General features: G+C 64.5%; 23 protein-coding genes and 2 pseudogenes. 15 read left to right on the top strand and 10 right to left on the bottom strand.

Annotated elements, in window-relative coordinates:
* A pseudogene (locus ACEN88_RS06390) lies at positions 1 to 277 on the bottom strand (hypothetical protein); the annotation flags it as partial.
* Positions 278 to 287: 10 nt separating this feature from the next.
* Positions 288 to 1,406: a YjgN family protein gene (locus ACEN88_RS06385; RefSeq protein ID WP_413338021.1), complete on the bottom strand. Its 1,119-nt coding sequence runs from the start codon at positions 1,404 to 1,406 to the stop codon at positions 288 to 290.
* A gap of 156 nt (positions 1,407 to 1,562) precedes the next feature.
* Here ACEN88_RS06385 and ACEN88_RS06380 point away from each other — a divergent pair, with 156 nt between their 5' ends.
* The 5 genes from ACEN88_RS06380 (at position 1,563) to ACEN88_RS06360 (ending at position 6,271) form a co-directional block, all read left to right on the top strand.
* Entirely contained in the window at positions 1,563 to 3,242 is a 1,680-nt protein-coding gene (locus tag ACEN88_RS06380) for a CTP synthase (RefSeq protein WP_413338020.1), read from the top strand.
* Positions 3,239 to 4,093: a 3-deoxy-8-phosphooctulonate synthase gene (gene kdsA / locus ACEN88_RS06375; RefSeq protein WP_413338018.1), complete on the top strand. Its 855-nt coding sequence runs from the start codon at positions 3,239 to 3,241 to the stop codon at positions 4,091 to 4,093. Before ACEN88_RS06380 ends, kdsA begins: the two co-directional genes overlap by 4 nt.
* A 205-nt stretch (positions 4,094 to 4,298) precedes the next feature.
* Complete coding sequence (gene eno / locus ACEN88_RS06370; RefSeq protein ID WP_413338017.1) at positions 4,299 to 5,585, top strand: phosphopyruvate hydratase; 1,287 nt, start codon at positions 4,299 to 4,301, stop codon at positions 5,583 to 5,585.
* Between the two features lie 66 nt (positions 5,586 to 5,651).
* On the top strand, positions 5,652 to 5,996 hold the full coding sequence (ftsB, locus tag ACEN88_RS06365) for a cell division protein FtsB (protein ID WP_036232829.1): 345 nt from the start codon (positions 5,652 to 5,654) through the stop codon (positions 5,994 to 5,996).
* Positions 5,993 to 6,271 (top strand): DNA-binding protein, encoded by a 279-nt coding sequence (locus ACEN88_RS06360; protein WP_413338015.1) that lies wholly within the window; start codon positions 5,993 to 5,995, stop codon positions 6,269 to 6,271. Before ftsB ends, ACEN88_RS06360 begins: the two co-directional genes overlap by 4 nt.
* 72 nt (positions 6,272 to 6,343) lie before the next feature.
* Here ACEN88_RS06360 and ACEN88_RS06355 read toward each other — a convergent pair whose 3' ends face one another.
* The 4 genes from ACEN88_RS06355 to ACEN88_RS06340 form a co-directional block, all read right to left on the bottom strand.
* On the bottom strand, positions 6,344 to 6,763 hold the full coding sequence (locus ACEN88_RS06355) for a PAAR domain-containing protein (protein WP_413338013.1): 420 nt from the start codon (positions 6,761 to 6,763) through the stop codon (positions 6,344 to 6,346).
* 252 nt (positions 6,764 to 7,015) lie between these two features.
* A complete protein-coding gene (locus tag ACEN88_RS06350; protein WP_413338011.1) occupies positions 7,016 to 7,501 on the bottom strand; it encodes a Dps family protein in 486 nt (161 codons plus the stop codon).
* A 111-nt stretch (positions 7,502 to 7,612) separates the two neighbouring features.
* Entirely contained in the window at positions 7,613 to 8,569 is a 957-nt protein-coding gene (hslO, locus tag ACEN88_RS06345; RefSeq protein WP_413338009.1) for an Hsp33 family molecular chaperone HslO, read from the bottom strand.
* Between the two features lie 3 nt (positions 8,570 to 8,572).
* Positions 8,573 to 9,097, bottom strand: coding sequence for a gamma carbonic anhydrase family protein (locus tag ACEN88_RS06340; protein ID WP_413338007.1), 525 nt, complete (start codon positions 9,095 to 9,097; stop codon positions 8,573 to 8,575).
* A gap of 144 nt (positions 9,098 to 9,241) precedes the next feature.
* Here ACEN88_RS06340 and ACEN88_RS06335 point away from each other — a divergent pair, with 144 nt between their 5' ends.
* The 9 genes and pseudogenes from ACEN88_RS06335 to bamC all read left to right on the top strand — a co-directional run bounded on the left by ACEN88_RS06335 (position 9,242) and on the right by bamC (position 17,244).
* Positions 9,242 to 10,120: an alpha/beta fold hydrolase gene (locus ACEN88_RS06335; RefSeq protein ID WP_413338005.1), complete on the top strand. Its 879-nt coding sequence runs from the start codon at positions 9,242 to 9,244 to the stop codon at positions 10,118 to 10,120.
* 40 nt (positions 10,121 to 10,160) lie between these two features.
* On the top strand, positions 10,161 to 11,000 hold the full coding sequence (locus ACEN88_RS06330; protein WP_413338003.1) for a 3',5'-nucleoside bisphosphate phosphatase: 840 nt from the start codon (positions 10,161 to 10,163) through the stop codon (positions 10,998 to 11,000).
* A gap of 198 nt (positions 11,001 to 11,198) precedes the next feature.
* Entirely contained in the window at positions 11,199 to 12,098 is a 900-nt protein-coding gene (gene htpX, locus ACEN88_RS06325; RefSeq protein ID WP_413338001.1) for a protease HtpX, read from the top strand.
* Complete coding sequence (locus ACEN88_RS06320) at positions 12,095 to 12,718, top strand: L-threonylcarbamoyladenylate synthase (RefSeq protein WP_413337999.1); 624 nt, start codon at positions 12,095 to 12,097, stop codon at positions 12,716 to 12,718. The genes htpX and ACEN88_RS06320 overlap by 4 nt, the downstream gene beginning before the upstream one ends.
* A gap of 70 nt (positions 12,719 to 12,788) precedes the next feature.
* Entirely contained in the window at positions 12,789 to 13,415 is a 627-nt protein-coding gene (locus tag ACEN88_RS06315; RefSeq protein ID WP_413337997.1) for a site-2 protease family protein, read from the top strand.
* Between the two features lie 7 nt (positions 13,416 to 13,422).
* Complete coding sequence (locus ACEN88_RS06310) at positions 13,423 to 14,625, top strand: tryptophan--tRNA ligase (RefSeq protein WP_413337995.1); 1,203 nt, start codon at positions 13,423 to 13,425, stop codon at positions 14,623 to 14,625.
* Between the two features lie 10 nt (positions 14,626 to 14,635).
* A pseudogene (locus ACEN88_RS06305) lies at positions 14,636 to 15,098 on the top strand (SAM-dependent methyltransferase).
* A gap of 101 nt (positions 15,099 to 15,199) precedes the next feature.
* Positions 15,200 to 16,096, top strand: a complete 897-nt coding sequence (gene dapA, locus ACEN88_RS06300; protein ID WP_413337993.1) for a 4-hydroxy-tetrahydrodipicolinate synthase — start codon at positions 15,200 to 15,202, stop codon at positions 16,094 to 16,096.
* 35 nt (positions 16,097 to 16,131) lie between these two features.
* Positions 16,132 to 17,244, top strand: coding sequence for an outer membrane protein assembly factor BamC (gene bamC / locus ACEN88_RS06295; RefSeq protein ID WP_413337991.1), 1,113 nt, complete (start codon positions 16,132 to 16,134; stop codon positions 17,242 to 17,244).
* Positions 17,245 to 17,403: 159 nt separating this feature from the next.
* On the opposite strand, the gene ACEN88_RS06290 is transcribed toward bamC, so the two are convergent.
* From ACEN88_RS06290 to ACEN88_RS06280, 3 genes are all read right to left on the bottom strand, one after another.
* On the bottom strand, positions 17,404 to 17,676 hold the full coding sequence (locus ACEN88_RS06290; protein ID WP_413337989.1) for a hypothetical protein: 273 nt from the start codon (positions 17,674 to 17,676) through the stop codon (positions 17,404 to 17,406).
* 276 nt (positions 17,677 to 17,952) lie between these two features.
* Positions 17,953 to 18,420 carry a hypothetical protein gene (locus tag ACEN88_RS06285; protein WP_413337987.1) on the bottom strand — a complete coding sequence of 156 codons (468 nt, stop codon included), beginning with the start codon at positions 18,418 to 18,420 and terminating at the stop codon, positions 17,953 to 17,955.
* 1 nt (position 18,421) lies between these two features.
* A complete protein-coding gene (locus ACEN88_RS06280; RefSeq protein WP_413337986.1) occupies positions 18,422 to 19,543 on the bottom strand; it encodes a JmjC domain-containing protein in 1,122 nt (373 codons plus the stop codon).
* Between the two features lie 80 nt (positions 19,544 to 19,623).
* On the opposite strand from ACEN88_RS06280, the gene ACEN88_RS06275 reads away from it, so the two are divergent.
* A complete protein-coding gene (locus ACEN88_RS06275) occupies positions 19,624 to 20,166 on the top strand; it encodes an FKBP-type peptidyl-prolyl cis-trans isomerase (protein WP_413337984.1) in 543 nt (180 codons plus the stop codon).
* A gap of 123 nt (positions 20,167 to 20,289) precedes the next feature.
* Here the strand turns inward: ACEN88_RS06275 and ACEN88_RS06270 are convergent, their stop codons facing one another.
* Positions 20,290 to 21,234 carry a hypothetical protein gene (locus tag ACEN88_RS06270; protein ID WP_413337982.1) on the bottom strand — a complete coding sequence of 315 codons (945 nt, stop codon included), beginning with the start codon at positions 21,232 to 21,234 and terminating at the stop codon, positions 20,290 to 20,292.
* Positions 21,235 to 21,359 lie beyond the last annotated feature (125 nt).

Raw genomic sequence — 21,359 nt, 5'->3', positions numbered from 1 at the left:
TTATGAGACAGGCGTGCCAGCGCTCGACGGCGCTCTTGCGGTAGCCGAGCGCGGCCAGCAGCGCCTGCCGTCCCGGGCCGTACGGCACCTCGCAGGTGGCGTCGCCGAGGCGCAGCATGAGCGGCGCCTGGTCGAACGGTTCGGCCAGCGCGACGTCCGCCAAGGGATAGCTGCGTTCGAACCCCGGCGCATCGACGTGCAGGTGGCCATCGCGTACGTCCAGGCCGACCGGTTGCAGGCGGGCGTCGTGGCCATCGAAGAAATGGGCGGCGATCATCATGAGCTCCTTACCACGACAGGTCGACGCCGAGGAAGTCGGCGACGCCGTCGCCGGCCGCGGCGGCGGGTGGACGCCGCGCCGCCAGCACGGCCTGCTCGAACCCGTCCGGCGCGTCGACGGTGAGGTGGGCGACGCGATATTTCCACGTGCGCACGACGGCGAACGGGCGGAACAGGCCGAACGTCAGCAGGGTCAGCAGTACGTTGACCGTCTGCAGGCGCAGATAGGGCCAGGTCCGCATCGCGCACGTGATGCGGATGCCGGGGAACGATGTGGCCGACCAGGCCAGGTTGTTCATGCGCACGAGGATGTATGGCCCCATCAGCAGCATGTAGAGATACGCGAGCACGATGGCGAGGATGGCCGGGAGGAACGCCGCGAACGCCGCCGCCGACTTTTGCCCGCGCGCCAAATACACCGAGAGGCCGATGGACAGGCCGACGAACACCATCACGCCGAGGCCGATCAGGAATGCGCGCACGTAGGGCTTGGCGAGGTCCGCCGTGTCGAGGCCGAACGCGGCATGCTGGTCGCCCGCCATCAGGTGCTTGTGCTGGTAGGCTTTCATCGCGCCATGCATCAGCGGCCAGCACAGGTACAGCAGGAAGATGGCGCCGACGCCGGGATTCCCCGGCATCAGGGCGACGAGCGCGCCGGGCAGCACGAAGATCGCCACCGGCACGAAGTACACGATATAGGCCTCCTTGATGCCGCCCGCAAAGCCGAACGGCAGGCCGCGGTAGACCGTGTTCGACAGGCGGAAGCGCAGCGCGGACCGCATCATGAAGGGCAGGCCGGCCAGCAGCAGCGCGACGGTGACGACGCCCACCTTGAGCGAAAAGCCGAACGCGTAGTGATACGCCGCCAGCAGCGCCACGGCGAGGATGCGCCCGCGCAGGATCGCTTTCGGGTCGCCGCGGAAGTCGAAGCTGGCGCCGGCGAGCCGGGTGTTCCGGTAAAAATACTGCAGCCGGCGGGTCTTGGCCCAGGCCGAGTAGATGCCCAGCGTGGCCACCGTCAGCATCAGGTTGACGATCCAGATGCGGAAGTATTCGGCGCCGCTGCCGGAGAACGACAGGCCATGCGAAGTCGGCTCATCGAAAGGACTGTCGTCAGTTGCGTGCATGGCCGATTTTCTTGACATGGAAGAAAGATCACCAGTGTAGCCATAGTTCCCTATTGTTGGCAATGGGATATGTTGCCAAGATGGAATGAGGAAGTATTTGCAGGTTTAAGGTATAATTTCTATTTCCCGCGCGTGCCGTTCGGCACCTTCTGCACAATGACCAAATTCGTATTCGTCACTGGCGGCGTCGTGTCTTCCCTGGGTAAAGGGATCGCGGCCGCCTCCCTCGCCGCGATCCTCGAATCGCGCGGTCTCAAAGTCACCATGCTCAAGCTCGACCCGTACATCAACGTGGACCCGGGCACGATGAGTCCCACCCAGCACGGCGAGGTGTTCGTCACCGACGACGGCGCCGAGACCGACCTGGACCTGGGCCACTACGAGCGCTTCATCAGCACGCGGATGAAGAAGGTGAACAACTTCACGACCGGCCAGATCTATGAATCGGTGATCCGCAAGGAACGCCGCGGCGAGTACCTCGGCAAGACCGTGCAGGTGATCCCGCACATCACCAACGAGATCCAGGACTACATCCGCCGCGGCGCCGAAGGCGTCGACGTGGCGCTCGTCGAGATCGGCGGCACCGTCGGCGACATCGAATCGCTGCCGTTCCTCGAAGCCGCGCGCCAGCTGTCGCTGCGCCAGGGCCGCAAGGGCGCCGCGTTCGTGCACCTGACCCTCGTGCCGTACATCTCGTCGGCCGGCGAACTGAAGACCAAGCCCACGCAGCACTCGGTGCAGAAACTGCGCGAGATCGGCATTTCGCCGAATGCGCTGCTGTGCCGCGCCGACCGCCGCATCCCCGACGACGAGCGCGCCAAGATCTCGCTGTTCGCCAACGTCGAAGAGCAGGCCGTCATCTCCGTGTGGGACGTCGACACGATCTATAAGGTGCCGCAGGTGCTGCACGACCAGGGCCTGGACGACATCATCCTCGACGCGCTCGGCCTCGAGGCGCCCAAGGCCGACCTGTCGATGTGGACGAAGCTGATCCACACGCTGGAAAACCCGAAGCACGAAGTCACGATCGGCATGGTCGGCAAGTACGTCGACCTGATCGAGTCGTACAAATCGCTGACGGAAGCGCTGCGCCACGCCGGCATCCACACGGAAAGCCGCGTCAACATCGAATACATCGACTCGGAAGAGATCGAGTCGACGGGCTGCGCCAACCTGGCCAAGTACGACGCCATCCTCGTGCCGGGCGGCTTCGGCAAGCGCGGCGTGGAAGGCAAGATCATGGCCGCCCGCTATGCCCGCGAAAACCGGGTCCCGTACCTCGGCATCTGCCTGGGCATGCAGGTCGCGCTGATCGAGTACGCGCGCCACATGGCCGGCCTGCCGAACGCCAACTCGACGGAATTCGATCCGGAGACCGACCAGCCGGTCGTCGCCCTGATCAACGAGTGGCAGAACCACGACGGCAAGGTCGAGAAGCGCGACGTCAATTCCGACCTGGGCGGCACCATGCGCCTGGGCGCGCAGACCTGCGCCGTGAACCCGGGCACGCTGGCCGCCGAGATCTACGGCAACGTCGTGACCGAGCGCCACCGCCACCGCTACGAAGCGAACAATTACTACCTGCCGAAGGTCGAAGCCGCAGGCCTCGTCGTCGCGGCGCGTACGCCGAACGAAGACCTGTGCGAGATCATGGAACTGCCGAGGAGTGTCCACCCGTGGTACATGGGCGTGCAATTCCACCCCGAGTTCAAGTCGACGCCGCGTAACGGCCACCCGCTGTTCTCGTCGTTCATCCAGGCCGCGCTGGCCCACCAGGCAGCGAGCGGCAACAAGCAGGCCGCAAACACGCCTGCACTGCAAGGAGACGCAGCATGAAACTGTGCGGATTCGACGTCGGCCTCGACCAGCCGATCTTCCTGATCGCCGGCACCTGCGTGATCGAGTCGCGCCAGATGGCCATGGACGTCGCGGGCCAGCTGAAGGAGATCACCTCGGCGCTGGGCATCCCGTTCATCTATAAATCGTCGTTCGACAAGGCGAACCGTTCGTCCGGCAAATCGTTCCGCGGCCCCGGCATGGAAAAGGGCCTGGAGATCCTCGCGGACGTGCGCAAGGAAATCGGCGTGCCCGTGCTGACCGACGTGCACACCGAGGAAGAGATCCCGGTCGTCGCGAGCGTCGTGGACGTGCTGCAGACGCCGGCCTTCCTGTGCCGCCAGACCGACTTCATCAACGCCTGCGCCCGTTCCGGCAAGCCCGTGAACATCAAGAAGGGCCAGTTCCTGGCCCCGGGCGACATGAAGAACGTGATCGAGAAAGCACGCAATGCCGCGCGCGAAGCGGGGCTGCCGGACGACCAGTTCATGGCGTGCGAACGCGGCGTCTCGTTCGGCTACAACAACCTGGTCTCCGACATGCGTTCGCTCGCCATCATGCGCGAGTCGAACTGCCCGATCGTGTTCGACGCCACCCACTCGGTGCAGCTGCCGGGCGGGCAGGGGACGTCGTCCGGCGGCCAGCGCGAGCACGTGCCCGTGTTGGCGCGCGCCGCGGTCGCGGCGGGCGTGTCGGGCCTGTTCATGGAAACCCACCCGGATCCCGCGTGCGCGCTGTCGGACGGCCCGAACGCCGTGCCGCTCGCCCGCATGAAGGATTTGCTGACCACCCTGGTCGACCTCGACCGTATCGTCAAGAAGGCCGGCTTTATCGAATCGGACTTTCAATAACAGGAACGTGGCGTACCACGTCGTTCCGTAAGCGTAACGACGTCGTCCCCGCGAACGCGGGGACCCATGCTGAGCGTATCGAAGTGGCTCGGTATGGATTCCCGCGGGGCCGCCGAGGCCTGCGCGGGAATGACGGGCTCAATAAAGCGCGCCCTGCGGCTAGGCGCGACTGTATCGATTCTTACTTTCTGGAGATTAAAGAACCATGAGTGCTATCGTTGATATCATCGGCCGCGAAATCATCGACTCGCGCGGCAATCCGACCGTCGAGTGCGATGTGCTGCTGGAATCCGGCGTGATGGGTCGCGCCGCCGTCCCGTCGGGCGCCTCGACCGGTTCGCGCGAAGCCATCGAGCTGCGCGACGGCGATCCGAAGCGTTACTTCGGCAAGGGCGTGCTGCAGGCCTGCGAGAACATCAACACCGAGATCAGCGAAGCCATCATGGGCCTGGACGCCAACGAACAGGCATTCCTGGACCGCACCCTGATCGACCTGGACGGCACCGAGAACAAGAGCCGCCTGGGCGCGAACGCGATGCTGGCCGTCTCCATGGCCGTCGCCAAGGCCGCCGCCGAAGAAGCCGGCCTGCCGCTGTACCGCTACTTCGGCGGTTCGGGCGCGATGCAGATGCCGGTGCCGATGATGAACGTCATCAACGGCGGCGCGCACGCCGACAACAACCTGGACATCCAGGAATTCATGATCATCCCGGTCGGCGCCCCGTCGTTCAAGGAAGCCGTGCGCTACGGCGCCGAGGTGTTCCACACGCTGAAGAAAATCCTGCACAGCAAGGGCCTGAACACCGCCGTCGGCGACGAAGGCGGCTTCGCCCCGTCCGTCGCGAACCATGAAGAAGCCATCAAGCTGATCATGCAAGCGATCGAGCAGGCAGGCTACGTGGCCGGCCAGGACATCGCCATCGGCCTGGACTGCGCCGCCAGCGAGTTCTACAAGGACGGCAAATACGTGCTGGAAGGCGAAGGCGGCCTGCAGCTGTCGGCCCAGGACTTCACCAACATGCTGGCGACCTGGTGCGACAAGTACCCGATCATCTCGATCGAGGACGCGATGGCCGAAGGCGACTGGGAAGGCTGGGCAACGCTCACCGCCGCCCTGGGCAAGAAAGTCCAGCTGGTGGGCGACGATTTGTTCGTCACCAACACCAAGATCCTGAAAGAAGGCATCCAGAAGGACATCGCCAACTCGATCCTGATCAAGATCAACCAGATCGGCACGCTGACCGAAACCTTCGCCGCCATCGAGATGGCCAAGCGCGCGGGCTACACGGCCGTGATCTCGCACCGTTCGGGCGAGACCGAGGACTCGACCATCGCCGACATCGCCGTCGGCATGAACGCCCTGCAGATCAAGACGGGCTCGCTGTCGCGTTCGGACCGCATGGCGAAATACAACCAGCTGCTGCGCATCGAGGAAGACCTGGGCGACATCGCCAGCTACCCGGGCCGCGACGCTTTCTACAACCTGAAGTAAGCGAGTAGTATGGACACGGGTTCGTTCGCCGGGCTCGTGTCGACATCCCGCCTGCCGTATTCATCCATGCGCCTCATCACCCTTGCCCTGGCAGCCCTGCTGCTGCTGATCCAGTATCCCCTGTGGCTGGGGAAGGGCGGCTGGCTTACCGTGGCCGACCTGGAATCCCAGGTGGCTGCGTCCCGTGCCAAGACCGAGCAGCTGAAAGCCCGTAACGCCAAGCTGGAATCGGAAGTACGCGACCTGAAGGATGGCCTCGGCGCCGTCGAGGAACGCGCGCGCTACGAACTGGGCATGATCAAGTCGAACGAAATCTTCGTGCAGGTATTGCGCAAGGACGAGAAGCCGGCCGTCATGATGACGGAACCGCCGCCGCCACCGCCGCCGAAGGTCAAGAAGGGCACGCCATGACCCCCGCGGAATCTTCCCCGCCGGCGCTCGACACGCTCGAGGCCGTTGCAGGCTACCTCGCCGCCGCGTTCGATGCCGGCGATCCCGACACCATGACGGAGGCGCTGAGGTTGGTCGCACGCTCCGCGGGCCTCACCCACCTGGCCGCAGCGGCCGGCGTGCCGCGCGACCTGCTCGCCGCGGCCATGAACCGCGGCGAGATGGGCCTCGACAGTCTGCTGGCCATCATGAAGGTGATCGACTTGCACCGTCCGGCCGGCGGCGCGCCCAATTAATCAAGAGACTCGCGCCCGCCGGCGTTCGCTGCCGCACCTGATTGCAGCCGCGCACGCCGACGGTCGCCCCTATCAGACGCCGGCCCCGACAGCGGACGGCGGCGCATAGCCCGGCTCCAGCAGGCCGGGAATCGGTTCTCCTTCCACGACGACGATCTCGCCGATGCTCTGCGCACGCGCGACGATGCGGTCGCCGTTCGCGATATGGCTGCCCACGAGGGCAATCGGCCGGTTCGCATACGTCGACGCATGCCCGGCGCCCGACACGATCACGCTCTCGCTGCCGTCCGGATAGCGTACCCGGTCGCCGACGCAGGCGATGCGGAAATCGTCCGCGTGCTCGCCCTGCGACGCGAGCACGACTTCGCCACCGCGGCGGGTGCGCGAACCGATCGTGGCGATGGGATAGCGGGCGACCACTTTACGGGGCGCGCCCTGGGTTGTGGCTGTGTTGGCGTTGGTGGTTGCATCATTGGCACGTACTGATTTCATCCGGTTCTCCAAAAGTTTGCAAAACGGGACGCGAAAAAGCGACACATTCCCGGTCTTAAGTGCACGAGTTCGCACACTGGAGGCCATTGAAACGCATCGTTGATTTAAGCCAATTGATGCAGCGCAAGTTGAACCGGCCGGTCATCCGGAATCAGGGAATTCCGACACGGCTGCCGGTTAACTTCTGATCGGCAATAAAGAGGATGCCGCATCGATCCCTGATCAGGGGCGTCCGCGGCAGAAGCGGCGGGATCAGGCCGACTGGCCGTTCTCGAGGAACGAACGCAGCATCCACGCATTCTTTTCGTGGATTTCCATGCGGTCGCTCAGCATGCCGGCACTCGGCTGGTCATTGGCCTCGTCGGCAATCTTGAACGCCTCGCGCACGGTGCGGATCAGCGCCTCCTGGCCGTCGACGAGCTGACGGATCATTTCCTGCGCGTTCGGCACGCTGGCTTCTTCCTTGATCGACGACAGTTCCACGAAGCGGGCATAGGTGCCCGGTGCGAAATGACCGAGGGCGCGGATGCGTTCGGCAATGTTGTCCAGCGCGTTCCACAGTTCCGTGTACTGTTCCATGAACATGATGTGCAGCGTCTGGAACATCGGACCCGTCACGTTCCAGTGGAAGTTGTGGGTCTTCAGGTACAGCATGTAGCTGTCCGCGAGGACGCGCGACAGGGCGTTGGCGATGTTCGCGCGGTCTTCGGTGCTAATGCCGATATTGATGTTGCTCATGGTGTTCTCCTGTCTCAGTGTCATTGATGACAGCTTAACAGGAACCATCGATAGCGACAGTTTATATTCCCAATCAGAATGATAGAGGACGCCAATGACGTCCCCGTGGGATCAATGCTTGACGCTGGAGGCAGGCGCCACGGCGTCGGCCGTCGTGTCGCTGGCGAACAATTGCGCGCAGTCGACGGCATCGAAGCCGTAGTGCTTGCCGCAGAAGTCGCAGTTGATGCCCAGTTCGCCCAGGTCGTGCAGGGCGGACTCGACTTCTTCCTTGCCCAGCATCTTGAGCATATTGCCCACTTTTTCGCGCGAGCAGGTGCAGTGGAATTCCGGATGCAGCGGGTCGAACACGCGGATCGTCTCTTCCCAGAACAGGCGCCGGAGCAGCGTTTCCACGTCGGTCGTGAGCAGTTCTTCCTGCTTCAGGGTCTGGCCCAGCATGACGGCGCGGGTCCACGTCTCGAGGTCTTCTTCCTCGCTGGCCTGCTTGACCTGGCCTTCGATGCTGGAATTGCGCGGCAGCTTTTGCAGCAGCAGGCCGCGCGCGACGTTCTCGTCGGCCGCCAGCCACAGCTTGGTGTCCATCTGTTCCGAGCGCAGCATGTAGTTCTCGATGACGGTCGCGATGTCCTCGCCGACGAGCGGCACGACGCCCTGGTAAGGCTGCTGGCCCGGGACCTTGTCCTGCGGGTCGAGCGTGATCACGAAGCGGCCGTGGCCATGCTGGTTCAGCAGCTGGGCGACGGAGGCGTCGTCCGGCACCTCGGCGCCTTCGCTCAGCTTGGCGGTGGCGCGCAGGCGCAGGTTCGCGTCGCACTCGACGACGAGCAGCTTCACCAGGCCGTCGCCATGGATCTGCATGACGATCGAGCCGTTGAACTTGAGGTTGGCGGACAGCAGCGCCGCCGCGGCGACCATTTCGCCCAGCAAGGCGCGCACCGCCTTCGGGTAGACGTGGCGCGACTGGATCTCGCGCCACGCGTTGGAAATCTCGACGAGCTCGCCGCGTACGGCTGCGTTGTCGAAGATGAATTTCTGGAGGGTGTCCTTGCTGGTATCAGTCGTCATTCTTTATCCGATTTTCTTGAGCTCCGCCTTGAAGCGTTTGCCGCGCAGGACATAGCTTTCGGCGCTGCGCTGGAGGCGGAGCAGGTCGTCTTCCGTGAGCGTGCGCACCACCTTGGCCGGGGCGCCCAGGATCAGCGAACCGTCCGGGAACTCCTTGCCTTCGGTGACCACGGCGCCGGCGCCCACGAGGCAGCCCTTGCCGATCTTCGCGCCGTTCAGCACCACGGCCTGGATGCCGATCAGCGCGCCGTCGCCGATGGTGCAGCCGTGCAGCATCGCCTGGTGGCCGACGGTGACGTTCTTGCCGAGCACGAGCGGAAAGCCCATGTCCGTGTGCATTACCGTGCCTTCCTGGACATTGCTGCCGGTACCGATCCTGATGCGCTCGTTGTCGCCGCGGATCGTCACGCCGGACCACACCGAGGCATCCGCCTCGACCGTCACTTTGCCGATCAAGGTGGCCGAATCGGCGATATAGGCCGAAGGATCGATCTCGGGCGCATCTTCGCCCAGCTGGTAAATCGCCATGAAGTGCTCGCGGAAGGTTGAGATGCCCGTATTTTACGCTTTTACGCTCGTAAGCAGGCCAGATGGGGCCGTCCAGCAGGATTGCAAGCTTCGTGCTTATAATGCGAACGGTCGTACTAATTTAACTCGAAAACAGGAACTGCCATGACACCGTCCCGCTCCGAATTCCTCACCATCCGCGGCCTGCGCACCCACGTCCGCCACTGGGGCCGCGAGGGCGCGCCCAAGCTGTTCATGGCGCATGGCTGGATGGACATGTCGGCCTCGTTCCAGTTCGTCGTCGACGCGTTGCAGGGCGACTGGCACGTCATCGCCCACGACTGGCGCGGCTTTGGCCTGACCGGGCGCTCCGGCAACGACACGTACTGGTTCCCGGACTACTTCGCCGACCTGGAAGCGATCCTCGACCATTATTCGCCCGGCGAACCCGTGAACCTGCTGGGCCACAGCATGGGCGGCAACATCGTGAGCGTGTATGCGGGCGTGCGGCCGGAACGCATCGCAAAGCTGATCAACCTGGAAGGCTTCGGATTGCCCGCCACGCGTCCCGAACAGGCGCCGGGCCGCTACGCCAAGTGGCTCGACGAAGTGAAAGCCCCGCCCGTCATGCGCGGCTACGCGAGCCTGATTGATGTCGCGACGCGCCTGCGGAAGACGAACCCGCGCCTGCCGGCCGACCGCGCCGCCTTCCTCGCGCAGCACTGGGCCGCGCAGAACGCGCAGGGCGAGTGGGAAATCCTGGGCGATCCGGCGCACAAGATGCCGGGGCCGCTGCTGTACCAGGTGGAAGAGGTGCTCGCGTGCTGGCGCCGCATCACGGCGCCCGTGCTGTGGGTCGAGGCCGAGCACACGGACATGTGGCGCTGGATGGGGCCGAAAGAAGAAGCGCGCCACGAAGTCGACCGCCGGCTCGCGCAACTGGCGAAAGTCACGCCGCGCATGATGCCGGATGCCGGCCACATGCTGCACCACGATCAACCCGAAGTGCTGGCGCGCATGATCGAGGCGTTCCTCGCGGGCTGACATTGCGTACAATGGTATTTCGAAACGATACCCTGTCCGGATGCTGCCCATGAAAGTCGATCTCCACTGCCACTCCAACGTCTCCGACGGCGTGCTCGCACCCGCCGCCGTGGCCGCGTATGCCCGCAAGGGCGGTGTCGATGCATGGGCGCTGACGGATCACGACGAGGTCGGCGGTATCAAGGCCGCACGCGCGAAGGCCGAGGAACTGGGCATGCGCTTCGTGCCGGGCGTGGAAATTTCCGTGACGTGGGCCGGCGAGACCGTGCACCTCGTTGGCCTGCAGGTCGACGAAGACAATGCGACCCTCGTGCAGGGCCTGGCCGCCACGCGCAACGGGCGCGACGCGCGCGGGCGCGAGATCGCCGCCCAGCTCGACCAGGCCGGCATTCCGAACGCCTACGAAGGCGCGCTGAAATACGTCGGCAATCCGGACCTGCTGTCGCGCACCCATTTCGCGCGCTACCTGTGCGAGCTCGGCAAGTGTTCCAACACGTCGGAGGTCTTCCGCCGCTATCTCACGGAAGGCAAGCCGGGGTATGTGCCGCACCGCTGGGCGACGCTGGCCGATGCGATGGGCTGGATCCGCGCGGCCGGCGGCATCCCCGTGATCGCGCACCCGGGCCGCTACCGCTTCGACGCGACGGCCGAGGGCGCGCTGTTCGACGAGTTCAAGCAGCTCGGCGGCAATGCCATCGAGGTCGTCACGGGCAGCCATACGCCGGACCAGTACGCGACGTATGCCGAAGTGGCGCGCCGCTACGGTTTCCTCGCATCGCGCGGGACGGATTTTCATGCACCGGGGGAATCGCGCGTCGAGTTCGATCAGTTGCCGCCGCTGCCGAGCGGGGTCACGCCGGTTTGGCATGACTGGTTCTAAGCACACCGTCGTCCCCGCGAAGGCGGGGACCCATGCTGAACGTCCGACGTCGCGATCGCCAGTGGCCCGCAAATTGATCGATTTCGGTAACTCAGTATGGGTTCCCGCTTCCGCGGGAACGACGTGCCGGGCTTGAAATTTCAACATCCAGCCCTTATCTTGTCGGACTGATATTGAACCCATCCTGAGGCTCCCCAGATGAAGCGCATACTGCTGTTCCTCGCCACCAACCTCGCCGTCGTGCTCGTGCTGTCGATCGTGCTGAACGTCCTCGGCGTCGGGCGTCCGGTCGGCGGGCAGGGCATCAACGTCGGGGCGCTGCTCGTGTTCTCGCTCGTCGTGGGCTTCACGGGGTCCATCATTTCCCTGTTGATGAGCAAGCCGATGGCGAAGATGTCCACCGGCGCCCGCGTCATCGAACAGCCCGGCAACGCCACCGAAGCGTGGCTGCTGAGCACCGTGGGCAATCTCGCGCAGCGCGCGGGCATCGCGATGCCGGAAGTGGCCGTGTACGAGGGCGAGCCGAATGCGTTCGCGACGGGCGCTTTTAAAAATTCCGCGCTGGTGGCCGTGTCGACGGGCCTGCTCGCCAACATGAACCGCGAGGAAGTCGAGGCCGTGCTGGGCCACGAGATCGCGCACGTGGCCAACGGCGACATGGTCACGCTCACGCTGATCCAGGGCGTGGTGAACACGTTCGTCGTGTTCCTCGCGCGCGTGGTCGGCTTCTTCGTCGACAACGTCGTGTTCCGCCGCGGGAACGGCGAGCGCGGGCCGGGCTTCGGCTACGCGATCACCGTGTTCGTGTGCGAGATCCTGTTCGGCATCGTCGCGTCGATCATCGTCGCGTGGTTCTCGCGCCAGCGCGAATTCCGCGCGGACGCCGGTTCGGCCCAGCTGCTGGGCAGCCCGCAGCCGATGCAGCATGCGCTCGCACGCCTGGCCGGCATGCATCCGGGCGCGCTGCCGCAGTCGATGGCCGCGTCGGGCATTTCCGGCCACGGCAGCGGCTGGGGCGCACTGTTCGCGTCGCACCCGCCGATGGAAGAACGCATCGCGGCCCTCCAGGCGCTGCGCCAGTCGGGGTTCGCGCGATGACCCAGTATTTCGAAGTCCATCCCCAGAATCCGCAGGCGCGCCTGATCCGCCAGGCCGCGCAGATCATCCAGGGCGGCGGCATCGTCGCCGCGCCCACCGATTCCGCGTACGCCCTCGTATGCCGCCTCGATGACAAGGCGGCCGTCGAAAAGCTGAGGCGCATCCGCGGCGTCGACGAGAAGCACCATTTGACGCTGCTCGTGCGCGACCTGTCCGAGATCGCCACGTATGCGCGCGTCGACAACCGCCAGTACCGGCAATTGAAGGCTGTCACGCCGGGGCCGTACACGGTGATCCTGGAAGCGACGAAGGAAGTGCCGCGCAGGCTGTCGCACCCGTCGCGCAAGACGATCGGCATCCGCGTGCCGGAAAACGCGATCCTGCTGGCGCTGCTGGAAGAACTGGGCGAACCCTTGATCGGCACGACCTTGCAACTGCCGGGCGACGACAACATGCTGTCCGATCCCGACGAGGTGCGCGAGCGTCTCGACAGGCAGATCGAGCTCGTGATCGACGGCGGCGCCGGCACGCTCGAACCCACCACCATCGTCGACCTCACGGGGCCTGACGCCGAGCTCGTACGCGAAGGCCGGGGCAATCCGGCCGCGTTCGGCCTGTAGGCCGGGGCCGCCGCGCCCGCGCGCTCTGATAGAATCGCAGGTTATGGATGAACTCATACGCAATCTGGCAGTGTATGCACTGCCTGTCCTCTTTGCGCTGACGATGCACGACGCCGCCCAGGCGTTCGTCGCGAAACGCTTCGGGGACAACACCGCACACGCCGCCGGGCGTACCACTTTCAACCCGCTGGCCCACATCGACCCGATCGGCACCATCGTCATTCCGGTGGTGATGTACCTGACGGTGCACTTCGTGTTCGGCTACGCGAAACCGCTGCCGATCAACTACGGCCAGATGCGCAATCCGAAGCGCGACATGGCATGGGTCGCGCTGTCCGGTCCGGGCGCAAACTTCCTGATGGCGCTGATCTGGCTCCTGCTGGGGATTTTCCTCGACTACTTCGGCGTGCAGGAGCCGTTCCCTCACCTCGTGGCCGAGGCGGGTGTGCAGACGAATCTGTGGCTGATGGCGTTCAACCTGCTGCCGATCCCGTCGATGGATGGCGGCCGCGTGCTGTTTTCCATCCTGCCGCACAAGGCCGCATTCCAGTTCGCGCGCCTGGAACCGTACGGTTTCATCATCCTGCTCGCGCTGATCTTCCTGAAGGTGATCGGCTACTGGCTGTTCTGGGTCGGCGTGATCGCGAACCTTTTACTGCACCTGATCGTCTATCCCCTGAATTTTCTCCTGACCTGATACCGCTATGTTTCCCGACCGTGTCGTTTCCGGCATGCGCCCGACCGGGCTGATGCACCTTGGCCACTACCATGGGGCCCTGAAGAACTGGATCCGCATGCAGTCCGAACTGCCTTGCCTGTTCTTCGTCGCCGACTGGCACGCGCTGACCACGCATTACGACGACCCGGCGATCATCGAGAAAAGCACGTGGGACATGGTCATCGACTGGCTGGCGGCCGGCATCGACCCGGCCCAGGCCACGATCTTCATCCAGTCGAAAGTGCCGGAGCACGCGGAACTGCATCTGCTGCTGTCGATGGCCACGCCGCTCGGCTGGCTCGAGCGCGTGCCGACGTACAAGGACCAGATCGAGAACCTGGCCAACCGCGACCTCGCGACTTACGGCTTCCTCGGCTACCCGCTGCTGCAGGCGGCCGACGTGCTGATCTACCGCGCCACGCAGGTGCCGGTGGGCGAGGACCAGGTGCCGCACATCGAGATGATGCGCGAGATCGCGCGCCGCTTCAACCACCTGTACGGCAAGGAACCGGGCTTCGAGCAGAAGGCGCTGGACGCCGTCAAAAAGCTGGGCAGCAAGCGCGCCAAGCTGTATGCGGAACTGCGCACCGCGTACCAGCAGGAAGGCGATGACGCGGCGCTGGAACAGGCGCAGGCCATGCTGGACGAAGCGGGCAGCCTGTCGAACATCGACCGCGAGCGCCTGTTCGGCTACCTGGAAGGCAGCCGCAAGATCATCCTCGTCGAGCCGCAAGTGAAGCTGACGGAGGCGGCGCGCCTGCCGGGCCTCGACGGCCGCAAGATGTCCAAGAGCTACGGCAACTCGATCTCGCTGCGCGAGGATCCGGAGTCGGTGACGAAGAAGATCCGCACGATGCCGACCGACCCGGCGCGCGTGCGCCGCAGCGACGCGGGCGATCCGCTGAAATGCCCGGTGTGGCAGCTGCACGAAGTCTATTCCGATGCGAATACGAAGGACTGGGTCATGAAGGGCTGCACGAGCGCCGGCATCGGCTGCCTCGAATGCAAGCAGCCCGTCGTGGAAGCCGTGCTGGCCGAGCAGGAGCCGATGCACGAGCGCGCGCAGCAGTACGTCGACGATCCGTCGCTCGTGCGCGCCATCGTCGCCGACGGCTGCGAGAAGGCGCGCAAGCTGGCGCAGGAAACGATGCGCGACGTGCGCGAAGTCATGGGACTGACTTATTCCTGACCTTCTACTCGTGACGGACTATCCATCAACCTGGGTCGCGCGCTGGGCGCCGGTCGTTCCGGCCGGCGAGACGCTGGATCTCGCCTGCGGCGGCCGGTCCCGGCATCGCGACCCTGCAGCATGACCTCGAAGCGGAGGGCAGCACATGGCCATTCGCGCCGGGACGATTCGCCGGCATCGTCGTCACGAACTACCTGCACCGGCCGCTGTTCGCGCATCTCGCGGGCGCGCTGGCACCGAACGGGATCCTCGTCTACGAAACGTTCGCGCTCGGGAACGAACGCTTCGGCAAACCATCCAATCCGGCGTTCCTGCTGGCGCCCGGCGAACTGCTGGACGCCGCCGCGCGCCATGGCTTGAAGGTGCTCGCCTACGAGGATGGGATCATCGAGTCGCCCCGTCCGGCCCGCGTACAAAGGCTGTGCGCGGCGGGGCTGGAGGTCGATCCGGGAGCAATCAGGCTCGATATGTAACCAACCTGTAACCATGCCATTTATATGGTGTGGAATGAACCATAACGCCAGGCTATCCGCTACAATCGACATTTATTTATTAACGGCACGGTCCACTGATTATGATTAAGGGCAGCATAGTAGCAATCGTCACTCCGATGTTCGAGGATGGAAGTCTGGACAGGGACAGCCTGCGCCAACTCCTCGACTGGCATGTGGCGGAAGGTACGGACGCAATCTGCATCGTCGGCACGACCGGCGAGTCGGCCACCGTGAGCCCGGACGAACACTGCGAACTGATCAAGCTGACCGTCGACCACATCGCCGGCCGCATTCCGGTCATCGCCGGCACGGGCGGCAATTCGACGGTCGAAGCGATCGCGCTGACCCGTCACGCCAGGGAAGTCGGCGCGGACGCTTCGCTGCAAGTCGTCCCGTACTACAACCGTCCGTCGCAGGAAGGCATGTATCGCCACTTCAAGGCGATCGCCGAATCGACCGACCTGCCGGTGATCCTGTACAACGTGCCGGGCCGGACCGTGGCCGACATGAGCAACGAGACCGTGCTGCGCCTGGCCGCCATCGACAACATCGTCGGCATCAAGGACGCGACCGGCAACCTGGCCCGCGGCATCGAACTGCTGCGCGATATCGACCGTTCGTTTGCCGGCAAGGGCAAATCGTTCGGCGTGTTCTCGGGCGACGACGCGAGCGCACTGGCGCTGATGCTGTGCGGCGGCGCCGGCAACATCTCCGTGACCGCGAACGTGGCACCGCGCGCGATGGCCGAGATGTGCAAGGCCGCGCTGAACGGCGAAGCTGCCCGCGCCATCGAGATCAACAACCGCGTGCTGGACCTGCACAGCAAACTGTTCGTCGAGCCGAACCCCGTGCCGGTGAAATGGGCGCTGGCCGAGATGGGCAAGATGCCGGCCGGCCTGCGCCTGCCGCTGGCCCCGCTGTCCGCGCAATACCACGACACCGTCCGCACCGCGCTGCGCGCTTCCGGCGTTCTTTGATTACCAGCTTTAACGATATGACGAATCGCAAGATGATGACTTCCACCGCAGCCCGCACCGTGGCCCTGACCGCCATCGCGTTGAGCCTGGCCGCGTGCACGACCGTGTTCGAATCGGACAAGGTGGACTACAAGGCTTCCAAGAAAGCGGCACCGCTGGACATTCCGCCCGACCTGACCCAACTGCAGAAGGACAACCGCTACGCCGTGCCGGATGGCAAAGGCATCGCCACCGCGTCCGGCTTCCAGCAGCAGCGCGGCGCCGCACCGGCCATCGCGGCCACGTCCGGCGAACAGATCGGCCAGGTGCCCACCGACACCATCCGCATCGAGCGCAACGGCAACCAGCGCTGGCTCGTGATCAAGGAAACGCCGGAACAACTGTGGCCGCAACTGCTGGAGTTCTGGCATAACTCGGGCTTCACCGTCGAGACCGAGTCGCCGCAGACCGGCATCATGGAAACGAACTGGGCCGAGAACCGCGCCAAGATCCCGCAGGACTTCATCCGCCGCACCATCGGCAAGGTCTTCGATTCCGCATATTCGACCGGCGAGCGCGACAAGTTCCGCACCCGCCTGGAGCGCCGTCCGGACGGTTCGACCGAGATCTACATCAGCCACCGCGGCGCGGAAGAAGTGCTGACCGGTCCGCAGAAGGAGCAGGCCACCTGGACCGCGCGTCCGAACGATCCGGAGCTGGAAGCGGAATTCCTGGGCCGCCTGATGGCCCAGCTGACCGGCACCAAGGTCAAGGAAGCGACCGCGTTCGTGACGAACGCCCCGCTGGAACCGCAGCACGCCAAGCTCGAAGGCAACAAGGTCGTCGTCGACGAAGGCTTCGACCGCGCATGGCGCCGCGTGGGCCTGGCGCTGGACCGCGTCGGCTTCACGGTGGAAGACCGCGACCGCGTGCAGGGCATTTATTTCGTGCGCTACGTCGATCCGGACGCGGTCAAGAAGGAAGGTTTCTTCAGCAAGCTGTTTGGTAGCGAAGACAAGAACAAGGAAGCGCAGAAATACCGCGTGATCGTGTCGACGGCACAGGGCGCGACCTCGACCGACGTGACCGTGCAGACGAACGACGGCAAGCCGGAAACGTCGCCGACCGGCGCCAAGATCCTCAAGCTGCTGGCGGACGAGTTGAAATAACGCCGCCTCGCTTCGATAAAAAACCGGCCATTTGGCCGGTTTTTTTATTGGTGGGCTCGCATAATTCGTAGGGCGGGCACCCCGTGCCGCGCGCCGTGTGCAAAACCTGCAGACGTAAAAAAACCGGCCCGCAGGCCGGTTTCTTTAGCGCGATTCGAATTACTTCGAAGCAGCCGGAGCAGCAGCAGCCGAAGCGGCGTCAGCAGCAGCCGAAGCAGCCGAAGCAGCAGCCGAAGCGGCCGAAGCAGCAGCGTCAGCAGCGGCCGGAGCAGCCGGGGTAGCGGCAGCGTCAGCAGCCGGAGCGGCCGGAGCAGCAGCCGGAGCAGCGGTCTCAGCAGCCGGAGCCGGAGCAGCAGCAGGAGCTTCTTCTTTCTTCGAGCAAGCAGCCAGAGCAACAGCCAGCAGGGAAACGATCAGCAGAGATTTTTTCATGGTTTTTCCTTAATTAATTCAAAAGGGTGGTGCGATGAATAATTACCGGTAATTATCGCTCGTCAGGAATTCTCTTGTTTGTATACTTTGGAAAAAGTGCCTACAGACAACGGAACCTTCCTAACCCGATATTATAGCCAAATTTACTGAATCGCAATAGAAAAGTCGTGTCAAGACGTAACAGTTGCCAGGTCGGGCAATGTTCATCTTCTAGCAATCCGACACACCTTGTCCGTGCGCTAGTTCTCATAGAGAAAACCAAGTCAAAGCAGGTATTTACAGCCCGGAAACACTGGCCCGCAGACCAGGTTGTGATTCTGCCCAAATGGCGTCAAAACGCAGCCGCGACAGCTCAGTTTGTTGCGGCGCATCAAAGACCGCCTCACCGCGCAGGTGATCGCTGTGAAAGCGCCGCACGATGTGCAGGCCGTCCGCGATGCAGAACGAATCCGTGAGCTCGCGCAGCGCCCGTGGCGTGCATCGGCACTCGATGCCGTGCGCATGATCGCGCAGCAGGCGCAGGAACCTCGGTGCTTCCCGCTCCAGGTGCGCGGGATCGTGCAGCGCCAGCCGCAGGCGGCCGCCGGCGTGCAGGAAGCGGCGCAGTGCCGCGTCCACGTCCGGCGCGCCCAGCCGGAACAACGTAAAGTCCGGATCGAACATGACGAGCGTCGCCCGTGCCCGTGCCCATACCTCGCCCAGCTGCTGCTGGAATGCGGCGCGGGTGTCGAAGGACGCGTTCATGTCAGCCGAGCTCGATCCAGCCGTCCTGGTACCAGGTGTACAGCGCTTCCAGCACGTCGTCCGACGCCTGGTCGAGCAGACTGCCTGCCAGGGCCCGCTCGTTGGCGAGCACGTCCAGCACGACCTTGTCCGCACGTCCCACGGCGAACGATTCGCCGTTGATGAACACGTGCTTGCCGCGGTAGAGCATCAACGTCTTGGGCGACAGTTTCAGCCCCTTTTTCGCAGCCTGTTCCATGAAGCGGCCCACCGTCAGCGGCTTCGGGACCGGCGTGAAGAACACGTTGTGCTTCGGCTCGGACAGGTATTCGCCCATGAAGATCGTGACGTCTTCCTCGTCCCAGCGCACCTTGTTCAGTTCTTCGGTGACGGTGGCCAGCATGTCGCGCGGGATCTCGGCCGGGTTCTTCGCGGGCTGCAGGCCCGGGTCGGCATAGCGGCCCGGCAGGTCGATGGAGTCGGCCATGAACTGCAGGAAGGCTTCGCCCAGTTCCTGGAACGACGGCGAGCGGAAGCCGATCGAATACGTCATGCATTCGCCCTCGGCGACGCCGTCGTGCGCGTAGTGCGGCGGCAGGTACAGCATGTCGCCCGGTTCCAGCACGAACTCTTCTTCCGGCTCGAAGTTGGCGAGGATCTTCAGCGGCAGGCCCTCGACCAGCGTCAGGTCCTGCTGCGCGCCGATGCGCCAGCGGCGCTTGCCCTGGGCCTGCAGCAGGAACACGTCGTAGGAGTCGAAATGCGGGCCGACGCCGCCGCCGTCCGTCGCATAGCTGACCATCAGGTCGTCCAGGCGCGCGTCCGGCACGAAACGGAACTGGCGCAGCAGGGCATCGGCCTTCGGGTCGTGCAGGTTGACGCCCTGCACGAGCATGGTCCATTCGCGCTGGCTTTTGGGCGGCAGTTCGGCCAGCGGGCCGTGCTGCATGTCCCAGCTGCCGTCGGTGAGCGTCACGAGGCGCGACTCGACGTGGTTCAGCCTGGCCAGCTCGGCCAGCTTGTCCACCTTGACCAGCGGTTTGAAATTGGGGATGGCCTGGCGGATGAGCAGGGGTTTCTTGTGCCAGTAATCGCGGAGGAACTGGGCGGGCGTGATATTGCCGAGGAGCTGTAATTTTTGCATGGGTCCATTATAACCAGCGCCGGCCGGGGCAAAGCGGTGGTAGGGTTATAATCGCAGCCTTACCCACGAAAGGAAGTGCAATGAAGATTGCCCAGAACACGGTTGTGTCGGTCAACTATAAACTGTCCGACGCCCAGAACAACCTGATCGAAGACGGCGCCCAGCCGATGGTCTACCTGCACGGTGGCTACGAGAACACGCTGCCGAAGATCGAAGAAGAGCTGGACGGCAAGGACGTGGGTTACACGTCGACCATCCAGATCGAGCCGGAAGACGCGTTCGGCGACTACGATCCGAACCTGGTGAAGGTCGAGGAGCGCAACCGCCTGCCGGAACCGATCGAAGTCGGCATGCAGTTCGAAGGCATGGCCGAGGGCAGCGACGAAGAGCCGGTCATCTTCACCGTCACCGAAGTGGCCGACGACAAGGTCGTGCTGGATGGCAATCACCCGCTGGCCGGCATGGCCCTGCGCTTCGACCTGTCCGTGATCGACGTGCGTGCCGCCACGCCGGAAGAGATCGCGCACGGCCACGTGCACGGCGCCCACGGCCATGACCACGGTCACGGCGAGATCGACGACAGCGAAGAGGGCGACCACTTCCGTAGCCAGCCGCTGCAGTAAAGCGCACTCTTGACTCGTCGTTCCCGCGAAGGCGGGAACCCAAGTTCTGTCGGCGTCGTGATGACGCGTGCAAATTGGATCCCCGCCTGCGCGGGGATGACGTTGTTTTGCTTCTCGACAGTCTTACTTCGCCGTCTCGACCTTGCGGGGATCGACCCTGAACAAGGTCTTCGTCTCCGGATTCACCATCACCTCCAATGCATCCGCACCGGCCGCAAGATGGCCGACATTGCCGCGCCATTCGATGACGGGTCTTGCACGCACGCGCGTGCCGTCGACGAGCAGCACCTTGCCCCGGAATTTCTGCGCCAGCGACAGGATCAGGCGGCGCGGCTCCGCGAAGCCGTCGTTGTCCGGCACGGCGCCGCGCAGCAGGGCGCGCAGGCCCGTCGGCTGCGACAACGCCTTCACGTCGCCTTCGGAAAACAGCACGATCGCTTCCAGCTTGTCGCGCCTGGCGATGGCAAACAGCCGGTGCAGCCAGAAGCGGTTCGCGACGAGCCGGTCCTCGTACTCGCTGTTGCGGCCCGCTTCGTTCAGGTAGTGGTTGTTATTGGCCGGCATGTTGACGGTTGCGTACAGCACCTTGCCGACCGACCAGTGCGCATTCTCCGCATAGCTGCGAAAGCGCGGGCTCATCGACAGGCGCGTCAGCGGCAGCTTGCGCGCGCCCAGCGTGGACGGCTCGCCGTAGAACAGTTCGCGGATGCGGTTCATGCGCTCGATCGCATTCGTGCGGCCGGCGCTGTTGCGGCATTCCGTCCAGTCGCTGCCGGCCGGCAGCACGATGACGGGCCGGCGCGCATCGTCGATCAGCTCGCGCCGCTTCTGGTACAGCTTGTCCGTGCACGGCTCGTTCGCACCCTTGATGCCCGTAACGACCATGAAGGCGACGTCCTTGTCGTCATTGTCGGCGAGCGCCTGCTTGAGGCGTTTTTCGCCGCCATCGGTAAAACCATGGCCGATGATGGCGAAACGGTGCGCGTCATCGTCGCGGGCGTCCGCGCGCGCGCCGCCCGCGAGCGCGCAGGCGAGGACGAACAGGAGAAGCGAGCGGCGTCGCGGCATCGTCAGGCCGAGGCCAGGCGCTTGAGCTCGTACAAGCGTTCGAGGGCTTCGCGCGGGGTCAGGGCATCGGGATCGATGGCGTCCAGCAGCGTCAGCGCCGGCGACTCGGCCGCGGCCTGCACCGG

Origin of the sequence: Massilia sp. CT11-108 (assembly GCF_047302915.1) — a bacterium.
Lineage (GTDB): Bacteria > Pseudomonadota > Gammaproteobacteria > Burkholderiales > Burkholderiaceae_D > Telluria > Telluria orientalis.
Note: the sequence above shows the minus strand (reverse complement) of the source record. Positions and strands in the feature narration are given on the sequence as shown.